Origin of the sequence: Thioclava indica (genome assembly GCF_000714545.1) — a bacterium.
GTDB lineage: Bacteria > Pseudomonadota > Alphaproteobacteria > Rhodobacterales > Rhodobacteraceae > Thioclava > Thioclava indica.
The window spans coordinates 327,781-343,569 of the sequence record NZ_AUNB01000001.1; the positions used below are offsets into that span (position 1 = coordinate 327,781).

The 15,789-nt window shown below is 61.8% G+C and carries 11 protein-coding genes and 1 tRNA gene; 10 read left to right on the top strand and 2 right to left on the bottom strand.

The features are described 5' to 3' along the window. The first annotated feature begins 132 nt into the window (after positions 1-132). From DT23_RS01595 to DT23_RS01620, 6 genes are all read left to right on the top strand, one after another. The gene (locus tag DT23_RS01595; RefSeq protein WP_038127443.1) at positions 133-549 is read left to right on the top strand and encodes a CopG family transcriptional regulator; all 417 of its coding nucleotides are present in this window, start codon (positions 133-135) and stop codon (positions 547-549) included. Positions 550-579: 30 nt separating this feature from the next. Beyond that, positions 580-1,659 (top strand): extracellular catalytic domain type 1 short-chain-length polyhydroxyalkanoate depolymerase, encoded by a 1,080-nt coding sequence (locus tag DT23_RS01600; protein ID WP_038127446.1) that lies wholly within the window; start codon positions 580-582, stop codon positions 1,657-1,659. 375 nt (positions 1,660-2,034) lie between these two features. After that, positions 2,035-4,284 (top strand): acyl-CoA dehydrogenase, encoded by a 2,250-nt coding sequence (locus DT23_RS01605; RefSeq protein ID WP_038127447.1) that lies wholly within the window; start codon positions 2,035-2,037, stop codon positions 4,282-4,284. Then, complete coding sequence (locus tag DT23_RS01610) at positions 4,281-5,576, top strand: acetyl-CoA C-acetyltransferase (protein ID WP_038127449.1); 1,296 nt, start codon at positions 4,281-4,283, stop codon at positions 5,574-5,576. Before DT23_RS01605 ends, DT23_RS01610 begins: the two co-directional genes overlap by 4 nt. Continuing rightward, positions 5,576-7,651: a 3-hydroxyacyl-CoA dehydrogenase NAD-binding domain-containing protein gene (locus DT23_RS01615; protein ID WP_038127452.1), complete on the top strand. Its 2,076-nt coding sequence runs from the start codon at positions 5,576-5,578 to the stop codon at positions 7,649-7,651. Before DT23_RS01610 ends, DT23_RS01615 begins: the two co-directional genes overlap by 1 nt. After that, positions 7,644-9,476 carry an acetyl-CoA hydrolase/transferase C-terminal domain-containing protein gene (locus DT23_RS01620; RefSeq protein ID WP_240473517.1) on the top strand — a complete coding sequence of 611 codons (1,833 nt, stop codon included), beginning with the start codon at positions 7,644-7,646 and terminating at the stop codon, positions 9,474-9,476. The genes DT23_RS01615 and DT23_RS01620 overlap by 8 nt, the downstream gene beginning before the upstream one ends. Before the next feature lie 316 nt (positions 9,477-9,792). Here DT23_RS01620 and DT23_RS01625 read toward each other — a convergent pair whose 3' ends face one another. Then, on the bottom strand, positions 9,793-11,322 hold the full coding sequence (locus DT23_RS01625) for a catalase (protein ID WP_038127454.1): 1,530 nt from the start codon (positions 11,320-11,322) through the stop codon (positions 9,793-9,795). Between the two features lie 287 nt (positions 11,323-11,609). Further along, positions 11,610-11,699: transfer RNA gene (locus DT23_RS01630), tRNA-Ser, on the bottom strand. A 212-nt stretch (positions 11,700-11,911) separates the two neighbouring features. Between DT23_RS01630 and DT23_RS01635 the strand changes: the two genes are divergently transcribed. Genes DT23_RS01635 through DT23_RS01650 form a run of 4 tightly spaced genes read left to right on the top strand, consistent with a single transcriptional unit; the run spans position 11,912 to position 15,786 of the window. Then, the gene (locus tag DT23_RS01635) at positions 11,912-12,856 is read left to right on the top strand and encodes an SPOR domain-containing protein (RefSeq protein WP_038127456.1); all 945 of its coding nucleotides are present in this window, start codon (positions 11,912-11,914) and stop codon (positions 12,854-12,856) included. A gap of 7 nt (positions 12,857-12,863) precedes the next feature. Then, complete coding sequence (locus DT23_RS01640) at positions 12,864-14,039, top strand: D-alanyl-D-alanine carboxypeptidase family protein (RefSeq protein WP_038127753.1); 1,176 nt, start codon at positions 12,864-12,866, stop codon at positions 14,037-14,039. A 3-nt stretch (positions 14,040-14,042) separates the two neighbouring features. Beyond that, entirely contained in the window at positions 14,043-14,651 is a 609-nt protein-coding gene (gene tmk / locus DT23_RS01645) for a dTMP kinase (RefSeq protein ID WP_038127458.1), read from the top strand. Between the two features lie 10 nt (positions 14,652-14,661). Continuing rightward, the gene (locus DT23_RS01650; protein ID WP_038127459.1) at positions 14,662-15,786 is read left to right on the top strand and encodes a DNA polymerase III subunit delta'; all 1,125 of its coding nucleotides are present in this window, start codon (positions 14,662-14,664) and stop codon (positions 15,784-15,786) included. Positions 15,787-15,789: the final 3 nt, after the last annotated feature.

A 15,789-nucleotide genomic window follows, 5' to 3' on the forward strand; every position in this document is an offset into this window, starting at 1 on the left:
GCGGTGTGCGGATAGGTGCCGAGCGCCAAGTCAGGATCTGTGGCGGCCTTTGCTAAGCCAATTTTCAGGGTTGGCCTCTTGCATTGTGCGATCTATCATCCATATACCATCCATACAGATGGAGAAATAGGCATGAGCAACGTCAGACAGCTTCGCGACAAGACACCCGACAGTGAGAAGATCACGATCAATCTGGGCTATGTCGACCTTGGCCGGATCGACCTGCTGGTGCAGGAAGGATTCTACTCCAATCGCAGCGATTTCATCCGCACGGCCATCCGCAACCAGCTAGATACCCATGTGGAGACGGTCAGCAAATCCATCGAGCGACACACGATGGAGCTGGGTCTGCGCGATTACACACGCGCCGATCTGGAGGCGCTGAAAGCCGCGGGCGAGGTGTTGCATGTCAAGGTCGTTGGCCTGGCGCGGATCGCGTCCGATGTAACGCCCGAGCTTGCGTTGGAAACCATCGGCTCCATCACCGTGCTGGGCGCTTTGCAGGCGAGCCCGGAGATCAAGAAGGCCCTCACCGACCGCATTCAATAGACTGCGCCAACCCCGATAAGGATTGATAAGATGTTAAACTTCAACGTCGGCGCGATGCGCCCGGCGAACGGTGATGCACGCATTGCCGCCGCCAATGAACTTGTCCAGCGCACGCTGGCACAACACGGATTGTTGCCAGATGGCAGCGCGCCTTTGGGTGATGCGCAGACGGGAATGGCGGGCATGCAAGGGCTGCTGGCCCGCTTTCAATCTCCCCTCGACGCCCCTACGCCTCCCTCGATCATCCCCGAGGGCGCAACGTTTGAACGCGCGCAACATTCATGCGCTGCAGGAAGCCGCGCCTATCGCAGCTATGTTCCGGCAAGCGCGTCCGAAGGCGTGTCCGGCATCATCGTCATGCTGCACGGCTGCACCCAGTCGCCTGAGGATTTTGCGACCGGCACCGGCATGAATGCCTTGGCCGAACAGCACGGTTTCGTCGTGATATATCCGCATCAATCGCGCGGCGACAACGCACAGTCGTGCTGGAACTGGTTCAGCCGTGGCGATCAGCGACGTGACCGGGGCGAGCCTGCGATCCTTGCGGGAATGGCGCAACAGGCGATGGCGCAACATGGCGTATCGAGGGATCGCACCTTCGTCGCCGGACTGTCCGCCGGTGCCGCAATGGCGGTGATACTGGGGGAAACCTATCCGGATGTCTTCGCTGGCGTGGGGGCGCATTCCGGTTTGCCCTTTGCTGCCGCAAAAGACGTGCCCTCCGCGTTTGCGGCGATGGCAGGTGGCGCGCCGGACGTGTCCCAGCGCCCGAAAGCTGCGTCCCCTGTTCCCACCATCGTCTTTCACGGCAGCGCGGATGCAACCGTCGCACCCGTGAACGGCGAACGCATCGCACGCGATACAATGGATCTCGGGCCGCGCCAGAGCATCGACAGCGATGAGCAAGGCCACGCGTCGGGGCGCCAGTTCAACCGCAAGACCGTGACCGGTTCCGATGGCGTCACGGTGCTGGAACACTGGGTCGTCGGGGGGCTGGGTCATGCCTGGTCTGGCGGTCAGCCGCAGGGCAGCTATACCGACGCCAAGGGACCGGACGCCAGCGCCGAAATGGTACGTTTCTTCTTTCATTTGGCCGACAAGAAAGCTTGAGGGGACGAAGATGACGTTGCCCGTTCGCGATCGCAACAGGCAGCGCGCTGGGTAAGATTGATGGCCTGCATGGGACGTTTCGTTCATGTGCAGGCCATCATGGTGCCACCTTGTGACGATCATACTCGGCGCTGGTGATCTATGCTAAAGCGATCAATCGCCTGATGGCGAAAGACGAATGAAGCCAGCCCGCTATCGAGGCGCGCTTCCATTCATAAGTTACGTCAGAGTATCGGGTTTGGGCATGATGGCGTCAGGCGCGTGGTGCGCCGCTTTGACAGCTTAGGCATCCGTCTTCGTCGGGGATAGCCCTTCCCCCCCGGTGACGGAACCCCCTCATGATGCCGTGCGTTATCGGGTCAAGGGAGGTATGTCATGACAAGTCTTCGCGCGCGCGTGTTCACGAAACCGATCCACACCTGGGCAAAAAGCGCCTTACCTGCCCTGTCCGAAACCGAAAGCGAGGCACTGAACGCCGGTGAGGTTTGGTGGGAGGCCGAGTTGTTCTCGGGCAATCCCGACTGGTCCATGCTGCACGCAGTCAAAGCGCCAAAGCTGTCGCCGGACGAGCAGGCTTTCTTCGACGGTCCCGTGCAAGAGTTGTGCGGCATGATCGACGATTGGCAGATCAACCACGAGGTCGGCGACCTGTCTCCGGACGTGTGGCAATTCCTGCGCGACAAGAAATTTTTTGGCATGATTATTGCCAAGGACTACGGCGGGCTGGGATTCTCCGCCTTCGCGCATTCGGAAATCGTGCGCTATATCTCGACCCGCTCTGTCGCCACTGCGGTCACCGTCATGGTGCCCAACTCGTTGGGGCCGGGCGAGTTGCTGCACCAGTTTGGCACTGACGCTCAAAAAGATTACTGGCTGCCCCGCCTTGCAGACGGGCGCGAACTGCCCGCCTTTGGCCTGACCAGCGCCGAGGCCGGATCGGACGCGGGCGCGATGATCGACACCGGCGTCATCTGCAAGGGCGATTGGGACGGAGAGGACGTGCTTGGCATTCGCCTGAACTGGGCGAAACGCTATATCACCCTGTCGCCCGTCTGCTCTGTGCTGGGGCTGGCGTTCAAGCTGCAAGACCCCGACGGCCTGTTGGGCGACACGCCCGACATCGGCATCACCTGCGCGCTGGTGCCCACCGATCTTGAAGGGGTCGAGACCGGCCGCCGCCACATCCCCTCATCAACCATGTTCATGAACGGACCGACCACCGGCAAGGACGTGTTCATCCCGCTTGATCACATCATCGGCGGGCCGGAATTTGCGGGCAAAGGCTGGATGATGCTGATGTCTGCGCTGGCTGCCGGGCGCGGCATTTCGCTGCCCTCGATGGGGTGCGCCGCCATCGCGCTCGCCGCGCACACCACCGGGGCGTATTCGCGTATTCGCCAGCAGTTCAACCTGCCCATCGGCAAGTTCGGCGGGATTCAGGCGCGGCTGGGACGGCTGGCCGCGGACGCCTACGGCATGGACGCCGCCCGTCACCTCACCTGCGCGGGTCTGGATGAAGGACGCGCCCTGTCGGTAATTTCCGCGATCATGAAGGCCCATGCGACGTTTCGGATGCGCGAGGCGCTGGATGATGCGATGGACGTGCATTCCGGCAAGGCGGTCATCGACGGGCCGTCGAATTACCTGCTGCCGCTTTACCGCGCCGTGCCAATCGGGATCACCGTGGAGGGCGCCAATATCGTGACGCGCTCGTTGATTATCTATGGGCAGGGGTCGATCCGGGCGCATCCCCACATGCTTGATAACATTCTGGCGCTTCAAGAAGAAGACCCGGACAAATCTCTGGAAATGTTTGACAAATCGGTCTGGGCCCATATCGGCCACACCACCAGGACGCTCTTTCGCGCGTTCGGGCGCGCGATGACCGGCGCTCGCTTTGCTCCGGCGCCCGACGCGGGCGAGGCGACACCGATCTACCGCCAACTCTCGCGCTGGTCTGCCGCCTATGCGCTGACCGCCGATGTGCTGTTTCTGACGCTGGGCGGCGCGCTTAAACGCAAAGAGATGATCTCGGGGCGGATGGGCGATATCCTGTCGGACATGTATATCTTGTCCGCCGCGCTAAAACGGTGGGAGGACGAGGGCCGTCAGCAAGCCGACCTGCCGGTGCTGCGCTACGTCGCCGCCGACGCCTTTCACAGCATCCAGACATCGCTGGACGACGTGATTGCCAACATGCCCGCCCGCTGGGCCGCGTGGATTTTGCGCGCGATCACCCTGCCCGGCAATGTGCAGCGCAAACCCGATGACAGGCTGGTCGCAGACTGCAGCGATCTGCTTTACACCCCTTCGGCCACCCGCGACCGCATCACCGGCACGCTTTCGGATGGCTGCAGCCGCGATGGCGTGCAGGTGCTCAATGAGTGTTACGCCAAGGTCGTGGAAATGGCGCCGGTGATGGCGCGCCTGCGCGAGGCGCGCAAGTCACCCCAAGAGGCGCTGGACGCAGGCATCCTAAGCGCGGCGGAAATGGCCGAGATCGAAGCGATGTCCAAGCTGGTCGCCGAAGTCGTGGCGGTGGACGAGTATTCCCGCGAAGATTTCGCCGCCCTGTTCCCCGCCAGGAAACCCGATGCCCAAGCCCCCAAGGAGGCCGCAGAATGACGAGCCCTGCCAAACAACGCGTCTATCTGGTCGATGGTGCGCGCACCCCGTTCCTCAAGGCGCGCTCCGGTCCCGGCCCGTTCACACCCGTCGATCTGGCCGTGCAATGCGGGCGGCCCTTGCTGGCCCGTCAAACGTTCGAGCGTGCCGCACTCGATCTGGTGATCCTGGGATGCGTCAACGTGATCGCGGACGAAATGAACCCCGCCCGCGTCGCTGCATTGCGCCTTGGCCTGCCCGACTCCACGGTCGCCTTCTCGGTCCAGATCAACTGCGGGTCCGGGATGCAAAGCATCGACACCGCCTACCGTTATATTCGCGACGGATCGCATCAGATGATCCTTGCCGGTGGCACCGAGGCGCTCAGCCACGCGCCCTTGACGCTGCGCTCTTCTGCCGTGGAGTGGTTCGGACGGATGAACGCGGCAAAAGGCCCGATGGATCAGGCCAAAGCCATGGCGGGCATCCGGCCCGAGTTCTTCAAGCCGGTTGTCGGTCTTGAACGCGGGTTGACCGACCCGATCACCACGCTCAGCATGGGGCAAACGGCTGAAATCCTTGCCTATCGTTTCAACATCGACCGTAAAACCGCCGATACCTACGCGATGCAAAGCCATCACCGCCTTGCCGCCGCGCAATCAGAAGGGCGGCTGAAAGACGAGGTGATGCCCGCGTTTGATCGCGACGGAACTGTGTATGACCACGACGACGGCGTGCGCCCTGACAGCGATATGGAGGGGCTCGCCAAACCCAAGCCCGTGTTCGAGCCGCCCTATGGCAAGGTCACGGCGGGCAATTCCAGCCAGATCACCGATGGCGCAAGCTGGTGCATCCTCGCTTCGCAGCAGGCCGTCGATCTGCACGGGCTGGAACCGCTGGCCGAAATCACCGACAGCGAATGGGCGGGCCTTGATCCGTCGATCATGGGGCTGGGTCCGGTGCTCGCCGCGACCCCCATCGCGCAGCGGCATGGCTTGGGCGTGGACGACATCGACCTGTGGGAGTTGAACGAGGCATTTGCCGCGCAGGTGCTATCGTGCCTTGCTGCGTGGAACGACGACGATTTCTGCCGCGAGGTCTTGGGCTATGACAAAGCCTTCGGGCGCATCGATCGCGACAGGCTGAACGTCGATGGCGGCGCGATTTCGCTGGGCCATCCCGTTGGCACCAGCGGCAACCGGATCGTGCTGCATTTGGCCAATGCGATGAAACACCGCGGCGCAAAACGTGGCATCGCCACCGAATGTATTGGCGGCGGTCTGGGCGGTGCGATGTTGTTGGAGGCTGTGTAATGACCGGACATGTTCTTGAATTTCTTGGCGAAACCAAGTTGGAATTAGGCCCTGTCGCAGATGCAGACGGCAACTGGCGCACGGGGCGCGATGACGCGGGTGTCCTGTGGCTGGTGCTGGACAAGCAAAACACCGGCATGAACACGATTTCGCAAGATGTGATCCGCGAACTGGACCAGCTCATCACCGCCGCCGAGGCAGATTTGCCAAAGGCGCTGGTGATCCGCTCGGCCAAGAGCGCAGGCTTTGCGGCAGGGGCCGACATTTCCGGTTTTGCCGAGATGAGCGATGAGGGTGCAGTCGAATTGCTGCACCAAGCCCATAGCGTGCTGGACCGGATCGAGGCGCTGAACTGTCCGACAGTCTGCGTCATCCATGGTGCCGCCCTTGGCGCGGGCTTCGAAATCGCGCTCGCCTGTGATTATCGCATTGCCACGCCCGGTGCGTCATTCGGATTTCCCGAGGTCCAGCTTGGCCTGCATCCCGGCCTTGGCGGCACGTTCCGCCTACCCGCGCTGATCGGCGCGAGTGATGCGATGACGATGATGCTGACGGGAAAAACCGCGCACACGCAGCGCGCCAAAAGTCAGGGCATCGTCGATGTGGTGGTCGAGGAACGCCATGTGGCCGCGACCATTGATGCCATCGCAAGCGGCGAGATCGACAAACACGAGCCGGGCCTGACCTCGCGCGCGTTCGGCTTTGATCAGGCCCGCAGCCTAGCCGCGCGGCAGATGCGCAGCCAGACCGAAAAGAAGGCTCCGAAACAGCACTACCCCGCCCCCTATGCGCTGATTGATCTTTGGGAAAACCATGGCGACGACCGCAAGGCGATGCAGCAGGGCGAGGTCGAAAGTTTCGCCGAATTGCTCAAAACCGAGACCTCGAAAAACCTGCGTCGGGTGTTCTTTCTGCGTCAGACCCTCAAGGAGGCGGGGCGCGGTGACGATGGCATTTCGCATGTGCATGTCATCGGCGCGGGCGCGATGGGGGCTGAAATCGCGGCGATGGCGGCGATCAAGGGCAAGTCTGTCACCCTGAGCGATATCGAGACCGAACCGCTGGGCCGGGCGATCAAGAAAGCCGGCGAGATCTGCAAGGACAAACACCTGAGCGCCACCGAGACGCGCGATGCGCTTGATCGGCTGATGCCCGACCCACACAGCTACGGTTTGGCCCATGCCGATCTGGTCATCGAAGCCGCTACCGAGCGGCAGGATTTGAAAGAAGAAATCTACGAAGGGCTGCGCGGCAAAATAAAGACGGGCGCAATTCTGGCGTCCAACACCTCAAGCCTGTCGATTGCCGATCTGACCGCTTTCGCGCCGTCCAAGACCCATTTCGCGGGGCTGCATTTCTTCAACCCGGTGTCGCGCATCGACCTGATCGAAGTTGTCAAGGCAGAGGCGACAAGCGATCAGACCGCGCAGCGTCTTGCGGCCTTTTGTGGCGCGATCGGCAAGCTGCCCGCGAGGGTCAAGGACTACCCGGGTTTTGTGGTGAACCGCGCGCTGGTCCCCTACATGCTGGAGGCGATGGTGCTGATGAATGAAGGTGTCAGCAAGGATGTGATCGACACCGCCGCCCTGCGCTTCGGGATGCCAATGGGCCCGGTCACGCTGGCCGATCAGGTCGGGCTGGACGTTGGCCTGCAAGTGGCCGAGAGCCTGTCCAAGAGCCTGCGGACCCCGATGCCACCCATCAGCGACGATCTGCGGCGCAAAGTAGAGGCGAGCGATCTGGGTAAGAAAACCGGCACGGGATTTTACGACTGGTCCGATGGCCCTCCGCATCCCGATGCCGACCTTGACGACGCGCCCGATGATCTGACGGATCGGTTGATCCTGCCGATGTTAAATGCCTGTGTCGAAGTGCTGCGCGAAGGCGTGGCGCAAGATGCCGATCAGATCGACGCCGCAATGATTTTCGCCACCGGCTGGGCACCGTTCCGCGGCGGTCCGATGCACTATGCCAAGCAGCGCGGCGTCAACGAGATCACCGCCAAGCTACATGCGTTGCAAAAGGCGCATGGCCCGCGCTTTGCCCCTGACGAGGGCTGGTCGAGCCTTGCCTGACACGCCGCACATCCATACCGACGCCGAAACGATGGCGCAGGCGATTTATGATCTCGCGGGCGGCGAGGTGCGCTTGGCGCTGCCCTTAGGGTTGGGCAAGCCGGTCACGCTGGTCAACGCGCTGGTCAAGCTGGCAGCGGCGGACAAGTCGCTGAAACTGAGCATATTTACCGCATTGACCTTGCAGCGTCCCACCCCGTCCTCAGACATTGAACAGCGCTTTCTTGGGCCAGCAATGGATCGCCTTTTTGGAACCACCCCCGCCCTGACTTACGCAGAAATGATCAGGGATGGCAGCCTGCCCGACAATATCGATGTGTCCGAGTTCTTCTTTCAGGCGGCCAGTTGGCTGGGCAACGACTACGCCCAACGACATTACATTGCGGCCAATTATACCCACGCCCGCGACGTGCTGATTGCGCAAAGGCCGAATGTCTTGTCGCAACTCATGCCGCGTGAGGGCGACCGGTTTAGCATGTCATGCAACACCGATATTTCCGCCGATCTGTTTGACATGCGCGCCCGTGGCGAGATCGACTTTATCGCCGTGGCCGAAGTAAATGACGCGCTGCCCTTCATGGATGGCCCCGCCGCGATTGACGCGGGCGAGCTTGCGATGGTGCTTGAGCCGCAAGCACAGATTGACCTGTTTTCGGCCGTGCGCCGCCCTGTCTCGGTGGAACAGCACGCGATCGCGCTGCATGTGTCGCGGTTGATCACGGATGGCGGCACGCTACAAATCGGAATCGGCGCGATTGGCGATGCGGTGGCTAATGCGCTGCTGCTGCGCGCGCGCGGACAGCTCGACGAGATCTGGCGCGATGCCCCCCTGCCCCTTCTCGGGGACGGCATCGCCCCGTTTCGCGAGGGTCTTTATGCAGTCACCGAGATGCTGGTCGGCGGGTTGCTGGCACTGTTTGAGGGCGGCGTTCTGAAACGCGAGATCGACGGTGCCGCGATCCATGCCGGGTTTTTCGTCGAGGCGCGCGATATGTATGAACGACTGCGCCAGATGCCGCCCGAGCAACGCGCCAAAATTCGCATGATGCCTGTCAGTTTCACCAATGCGTTATATGGGGACGAGGCCGCCAAACGCGCCGCCCGGATCGCTGCGCGCTTTGTCAACGGGGCAATGCAGGTCAGCGTTCTGGGCGATGCCATGTCGGATGCCGCCAAACCCGGTCAAGTGGTCAGCGGAGTGGGGGGACAGTTCAACTTTTTCGAGCAGGCCTTTGGGCTGGAGGACGCCCACGCAGTGCTGACCCTGCCCGCCACACGCCGCAGCGGCGGCAAGGTGACGTCCAATATCGTCTGGCAATTGCCCGTGACGACCGTTCCCCGTCATATGCGCGACGTGGTGGTCACCGAATACGGAGCCGCTTTCCTGCGCGGTCAGACGGATGAAGAGGTAGTCGCGCGCCTGATTTGCATTGCCGATAGCCGCTTTCAGGCTGATCTGGTGGCCAAGGCAAAGGCCGAAGGCAAACTGGCGCGGGGCTGGCAAGTGCCCGCAGAGCATCGCAATAACCTGCCTGCTGCGATCAATTGCTGGCTGGACCCACACCGCGCGACGCTATTGCCTGATTTCCCGCTTGGAACAGACTTCACCGAGGTTGAAAAAGCGCTTTTGCCTGCACTCTCCCGGCTGGAGCAAGCGGTCAGCAGCAAGGCGGCGATGGCGGGGCTGCTTTGGGCCTCACTGCGCGCCCCGCCACATCCGCACGAGGCGGAGGCGATGGAGCGGATGGGATATTCCCCCGCACCGCACCTGTCCGAGCCCTTGCAATCGCGCGCCCTGCGCGGCGCGCTACGGTCATCTTTCTAGCCCCCGTTTTCTGGCCCCCGTCTTCTGCCCCCCGTTGAGCGCGTTTTCTAAGAAAACGTTATCGCCGTGACTCATGAAGGCCCCTCTCGGCGCGGTTTGCGACAGTCCCGGCGAAGTTGCCAGCCAGGGCGTGATCGCGGATAGTCGGGGCTGCTTGCCGGTGGGTCGGGATGAAAAGCATTGCGGCTCGCCAGTCGAATGGACCTTCTTGATGACATGATTGGGAAAATCTATCGCATTGGCCCGCGATGTGCTTTTCGCGAATATTTATGACATTAGGAACGGGGCCGACACGCCCCGCCCGTTGATGTCGAGTTTACTCCGCCGCACGTTTGCCGCTGATGCTTTCGGCCGACGCCATGCCCGGCGCCTCTGACGCTCCGCCCAGTTTCTCGCGCACTCCGGCCTCGATCTTGTCGCCGGTGTCGCGATCGACGTTGCGCCAATACGCGAACGCGCGCTGAAGCACCTTCTCGCTGACCCCGTCACACAGATGCCCGACGACATTCGAAACCAGCCGCGCGCGCGCCGCCTCGTCCATCACGTCACGCACCAGCGCGCCGGCTTGGCTCCAGTCATCATCATCCTCGCGCAGCGTATAGGCTTGGCGCACCATATCGCCATCCGTGTGCCAAAGCCCGGCTTCGTGGGTCGCGGGCTGCGCCGAAGGGCCGCCGTAAGAGTTTGGCGCATAGACCGGGTCCGAGACGTTCTCGGTCCGCCCTGCACCGTCCTTGGAATAGCTATGGACGGGCACCCGCGCCTTATTCACGGGAATTTCCTTATAGTTCACACCCAGCCGCGCGCGGTGCGCGTCCGCGTAGGAAAAGCCACGCGCCAAAAGCATCTTGTCCGGTGACAGCCCGACGCCCGGCACCATGTTGTTGATCTCGAACGCGGCTTGTTCGATCTGGGTGTGGAAATCGGTCGGATTGCGGTTCAGGACCAGCTTGCCGACCTCGATCAGCGGGTAATCGTCATGCGGCCAGACCTTGGTCAAATCGAACGGATTGAGATGATAGGTCTTGGCATCTTCATAGGGCATGATCTGCCACTTTAGCGTCCAGCTGGGGTGGTTTCCGTCGCGGATCGCGTTGAACAGATCACGCCGGTGATAGTCACCGTCGCTCCCCGCCAGCGTATCGGCCTCGTCTTGGCTCAGATAAGCGTTGCCGTCACCCTGATCTGTGTGGAAATGGAACTTTACCCAGAATTTCTCGCCCTGCTCGTTCACCAACGAATAGGTGTGGCTGGAATAGCCGTTCATCTCGCGCCAATTTTTCGGAATTCCGCGATCGCCCATAAGATAGGTGACCTGATGCGCGCTTTCTGGCGACAATGTCCAGAAATCCCACTGCATGTCGTGATCGCGCATATCGTTGTCGGCGCGACGTTTCTGACTGCGAATGAAATGCTGAAATTTCATCGGGTCGCGCACAAAAAAGATCGGCGTGTTATTTCCGACCATGTCGAAATTGCCATCTTCGGTATACATCTTGACCGAGAAACCACGCGGGTCGCGCCAAGTATCGGGGCTGCCGCGTTCGCCTGCGACCGTCGAAAAGCGCGCCACGACATCGCATTTCGCGCCGGGCTGAAAGATCTTGGCCTTAGTGTAGCGAGACACGTCCTGCGTGGTTTCAAACGTCCCGAATGCGCCCGATCCCTTGGCGTGGGGTTGACGCTCCGGTATCCGCTCGCGATTAAAATTGGCCATCTGCTCAAGAAGATAGTGATCGTGCAGGACGATCGGGCCGTCCGGTCCAACGGTGAGCGAGTGTTCGTCGCTTTGAACGCGAATGCCTGAGTCCGTGGTGGTATGGGGGTCATCCTCGGGGCGTTTCATGATTTTCTCCGATACTGGGGGTGTCTCATCATAAACGGAGGCCCTAGCGAAAAGTTCCGCGACCCCATGCCCGCAATCGTGGCCACGGCCATTGACCGTCGGCCGCCGCGTTCAGTTCCGCCACAGTTTCGGCTCGACGCTGTATTGTGAAACTTGCGCCAAGCAACGCATCCGTAGGCAACTGCGCAGACTTCGACGCTTCAAACCAAAGGAAATGCCGTGGCAATTACGGAAGGCAGCTCAACTTACTGATATAAAATGGAATACATCGAGCATATGAAAAATTCTGGCGGAAGCGGTGGGATTCGAACCCACGGTACGGTTCCCCGCACGCTAGTTTTCAAGACTAGAGCCTTAAACCACTCGGCCACACTTCCGTTGGCGCCCGCATTAGCCCGCTTCACGCGATTCTGAAAGCCTTTCGCGCCAATTTCCGCCAGCGGCGTGCAGCGCTGCTTTTCATAACGCGGGCAACACGCTAGGATCACGCGCGAAGGCACTGCATGCACAGGCCGTTTCAGGCTGCGTAGACAGGATCGCTGAGGGGTAAAATAGCCGCGGGACAACCGCGCGCAGCAAGGGGCACAAGATGAAACTGCAGCAGAAACAGACACACGGATTGCGCAAACGCAGCTCGGCGATGGCGCTGATTTTGGGCGCGGGACTGGCGCTTAGCGCCTGTCAGGACGGCGCAAAACCTTTTGACTTCATGAAGAAAAAACCCGCCGAAGAGGGCAGCAGCGAGGCCAAGCCCGCCAAAGCGACCAAACTGGTCGAGCGCGACGTCGAGGCTCCGCAGGTGTTCTCCGTCGATGAGAAGGGGCTGTGGGACGGACGCCCCTCGCTGGGTGGTGTCTGGGTCGCCTATCCCAAGGTCAAAGACCCCGAGCGCGTGATTATCCGCAACCCCGCCAATGGCAAATTCGTGATCGGCGCGCTGTTCCGGCGTGAAATCGACAATCCGGGACCAAAACTGCAGGTCAGCTCGGATGCGGCGGATGCATTGGGCTTGCTCGCCGGAGCGCCCGCTGAACTGTCCGTCGTGGCGCTGCGCCGCGAGACCGCTCCGGTTCAGGATGAAACCACGCCGCTGGTCGACAAGCCCGTGATCGCCAAGCCTGAAAAGGTCGAGCAGAAATCCCTTGATGCGGTGACCAGCACTGCGGCGGGCGCGATTGCCAAGGCCGAAGCTGGCAAGCCGTCCAAACCCGCGATTGGCGCGCCACCGACGCCCGCTCCGGCCCCGGCACCACCGGTTGCGACGACGCCGAAAGCCTCGAAACCCGCAGCCCAAGCGCCCGCTGGCAAGATGTATATCCAGATCGGGATATTCTCGGTCGAGGCCAATGCCAAGCGCGCCCAAAGCCAGATGTCCAAGGCAGGCGTGATCGCGACGATTAAGAAAGAGCAAAGCCAAAGCAAAACCTTCTGGCGTGTGATCGCAGGGCCTGCGCCCTCGAAATCCGATCTCAATGCGCTGAAGAAAACCATTCACGGGCTGGGCTATTCTGATGCCTACCCCGTCTCGAACTAGGATGACCATGAAACTTACCCGCCTGATATTCGCCACGCTGCTGGGGGCGCTGACCGCCCTGCCCGCTTTTGCCTTTGACACCAAGGCGCACGCGGCTTGGGTCTATGATGTGACCACGAAAACGGTGCTGCTGTCGAAAAACGCCGATATCCCGCTCCCCCCGGCGTCGATGTCGAAGCTGATGACGATCGATATGCTGTTCGAGGCGCTCGAAGATGGCCGGGTCACGATGGACACGACCTTTCCGGTCTCGGCCCATGCGCAATCGATGGGCGGCTCGACGATGTTTCTCAACACCACCGACCGGCCCAGCGTGCGCGACCTGATTCAGGGGATGATCATCAATTCGGGCAATGATGCCTGTGTGGTCGTGGCCGAAGGGCTTGCGGGCTCCGAGCGCGCTTTTGCCGAACTGATGACCGAACGCGCCCATGAGCTGGGGATGAAAAATTCGATGTTTGCCAATGCCAGCGGCTGGCCTGACCCCGGTCAGCGGATGTCGATGCATGATCTGGGCATCATCGCCAACCGCATCATCACCCATTTCCCGCAATATTATCACTTCTTCAGCGAGACCCATTTCAACTACAAGGATCGCGCCCCGGCCAATGCGCAAAACCGCAATCCGCTGCTGGAAATCAAGGCCGCGGACTGGAAAGCCGATGGCATGAAAACCGGCCATACGCAGGAATCGGGTTATGGGCTGGTGGGCTCTGCCGTGATGGGCGATCGCCGGATTTTGTATATCCTGTCGGGCATGGACTCCGAGGCCGCGCGTGCGCAGGAAGGCGAGGCTGTCGCGAACTGGGCGTTTCGCCAATTCGTGATGAAAGACGTCGCCAAGGCGGGTACGCAACTGGCGCAGGCTCCGGTGTGGCTGGGCGCGCAAGACAGCGTCGGGCTGGCCCCGCAAAAAGACCTCTCGCTGCTGATCCCGGCCAATGCGCAAGATAAGGTCAAGGCCGAGGCGGTGTTTGACAGCCCCGTTGCCGCGCCAATCATCAAGGGTCAAAAGCTGGGCAAGCTGGTGATCACCGTGCCCGGTCTGGAAGAGCCGCGCGAAGTCGCGCTGGTGGCGGAAAATGACGTCAAACGCGGTGGGTTTATGGTGCGCGTCAAGGCCGCCGTTGCGCGTCTTGGCGGCAAGGCATTTACCGCCGCGATGGAAAAGGTCAACAGCTAGGGTATGTTCATCAGTTTTGAGGGGATCGACGGGTCGGGCAAGTCGACGCAAGCGCGCGTGCTGGCCGAATCCCTTCGCGCGCGCGGGCTGGACGTGGTGCTGACGCGCGAACCCGGCGGGTCTCCGGGAGCCGAGGAAATCCGGCGTCTCGTGCTGGAGGGCGACCCCGATCGCTGGTCTGCGCAGACCGAGATTTTGCTATTCACCGCCGCACGCCGCGATCATCTGGAACGCGTGATCGAACCTGCGCTTGCGGCGGGCAAAGTGGTGATTTGTGACCGCTTCGCCGATAGCACGCGGATGTATCAGGGCCTCTCGCGCGGCGATCTGCGCGCGCTGGTGGATCAGTTGCATAGCCTGATGATCGCACGCGAACCCGACCTCACGATCCTGATCGACATCGACCCCGCTGTTGGGCTGGCACGCGCCAAGGGGCGGCAGGGCAGCGAAGAACGGTTCGAGGATTTCGGCCTTGGATTGCAGCAAAAAATGCGCGCCGGGTTTCTTGATCTCGCGCGCGAATTTGCGCCCCGTTTCGCCGTGATCGACGGCGCGCGCACATCTGAAATAATCGCGCAAGACGTGCTGGAAACCGCCCTCGCCAAGCTCTAGAGTGGCGGGCATGAGCGTAGCCGACCTTCCCGACCCAACCCTCGCACCCGGAGCGCGCCACCCGCGCGAAACCCGCGTTTTGGTGGGCCAGACCCGTGCCGAGGAAGATTTCCTCGACGCCTTCAACATGGGGCGGCTGCATCACGGCTGGTTGTTGACGGGCGCGCGCGGCGTTGGCAAGGCCACGCTGGCGTGGCGCATCGCGCGGTTTTTGCTCACGCGCCCTGATGATAGCGGACCCAGCCTGTTTGGCGAACCAGACCTGCCCCGCAGCCTTGATCCCGATCCCGATCACCCCGCACTTGCGCGCATCACGGCTGGCTCGGAACCCGGTATTTTCACGCTCAAACGCGGCCCTAATGAAAAAGAAACCGCGCTGTCGCAAGACATTCGCGTCGATCAGGTGCGCAAGCTGAAATCGTTCTTACACCTCTCGGCGACCGAGGGCGGGCGGCGCGTGGTGATCGTGGATGCGGCCGATGAACTCAACGTGCAGGCCGCCAATGCGCTGCTTAAACTGCTCGAAGAACCGCCCCCGCGCGTGACTTTCCTGCTGATCGCGCATCAACCCGCGCGGCTGCTGCCCACGATCCGCTCGCGCTGTCGCGAATTGCGCCTTGGCACGCTGGCCCCCGAACAAATGGAAGCCGCCCTTGCCGCCGCCGAGGATGAGGGCGAGCCGCCCGAGCTGGACCACCACGCGCTTGCGGCGCTGTCGGGCGGTTCGGTCGGGGCGGCGATCCGGCTGATCAATCTTGAGGGCATGACGCGCTATGCCAATCTGATCAAGCTGATGGCCACCCTGCCCCAGTTGGATCGTCTTGGCGCGATTGCCCTGGCCGAGGGTTGTGCGGGCAAGGCAAACGAGCCGCGCCTTGAACTCACGCTGGGCTTGCTTGAACTCTTCCTCGCCCGTCTGGCGCGCACGGGCGTCGCAGGCGCGCCCGCGCCACAGGCCGCGCCAGGCGAGGCTGATCTGCTGACCCGTCTGTCACCTGATGAGCGCGCCGCGATGAAATGGGCGACCCTTCACCAAACCTTGGGCGCGCGGGCGCGTCATGGGCGGGCGGTCAACCTTGACCCTGCCTCTTTGGTGATGGATATCGTTTTAGAGATTACCGCCGCAGCTTCGTAAGCC

Bases quoted from the DNA above. Each gene is read 5' to 3' on its own strand.
- DT23_RS01610 (WP_038127449.1), top strand. From the start codon at position 4,281: ATGACGAGCCCTGCCAAACAACGCGTCTATCTGGTCGATGGTGCGCGC.
- DT23_RS01640 (WP_038127753.1), top strand. From the start codon at position 12,864: ATGAAACTTACCCGCCTGATATTCGCCACGCTGCTGGGGGCGCTGACC.
- DT23_RS01605 (WP_038127447.1), top strand. From the start codon at position 2,035: ATGACAAGTCTTCGCGCGCGCGTGTTCACGAAACCGATCCACACCTGG.
- DT23_RS01635 (WP_038127456.1), top strand. From the start codon at position 11,912: ATGAAACTGCAGCAGAAACAGACACACGGATTGCGCAAACGCAGCTCG.
- DT23_RS01595 (WP_038127443.1), top strand. From the start codon at position 133: ATGAGCAACGTCAGACAGCTTCGCGACAAGACACCCGACAGTGAGAAG.
- DT23_RS01600 (WP_038127446.1), top strand. From the start codon at position 580: ATGTTAAACTTCAACGTCGGCGCGATGCGCCCGGCGAACGGTGATGCA.
- DT23_RS01615 (WP_038127452.1), top strand. From the start codon at position 5,576: ATGACCGGACATGTTCTTGAATTTCTTGGCGAAACCAAGTTGGAATTA.
- DT23_RS01625 (WP_038127454.1), bottom strand. From the start codon at position 11,322: ATGAAACGCCCCGAGGATGACCCCCATACCACCACGGACTCAGGCATT.
- tmk (WP_038127458.1), top strand. From the start codon at position 14,043: ATGTTCATCAGTTTTGAGGGGATCGACGGGTCGGGCAAGTCGACGCAA.
- DT23_RS01650 (WP_038127459.1), top strand. From the start codon at position 14,662: ATGAGCGTAGCCGACCTTCCCGACCCAACCCTCGCACCCGGAGCGCGC.